The 317-nt window shown below is 74.1% G+C and carries 1 protein-coding gene; it reads right to left on the bottom strand.

What is annotated here, in order from left to right; genetic code table 11:
* On the bottom strand, positions 1 to 317 hold a 317-nt coding region (locus CCL05_RS46325; protein ID WP_425275933.1), incomplete at both ends, for an NAD-binding protein.

Genomic DNA, 317 nt, shown 5'->3' with positions numbered 1-317 from the left:
CGGGCCGCACGGACCGTGCGTACAGCGCGGCCTCGAGGTTCGTCGTGTCCGCACTGGTCAACGCCAGCAGCGCATGCGCCCGATGGATCTTCGCGGCCTCCAGCACCCCCTCCTGCGTGACATCCCCGAGCACCACCGGCACCCGCAGCCGCCGCGCCGTGGCCATCCCCCGGGCCTCCGGGTCGGACTCGACGCACACCACGGGAATGTGCAGTTCCCGCAGCCGCGTCAGCACCCGCGTGCCGATCTTGCCGAGCCCGAGCAGCACCACATGCCCGCCGAGCCCCCGCGGCGGCTTCCGCAGGGCCGACGCGCTG

The organism is Streptomyces africanus (assembly GCF_002150735.1).
GTDB lineage: Bacteria > Actinomycetota > Actinomycetes > Streptomycetales > Streptomycetaceae > Streptomyces > Streptomyces africanus.
Note: the sequence above shows the minus strand (reverse complement) of the source record. Positions and strands in the feature narration are given on the sequence as shown.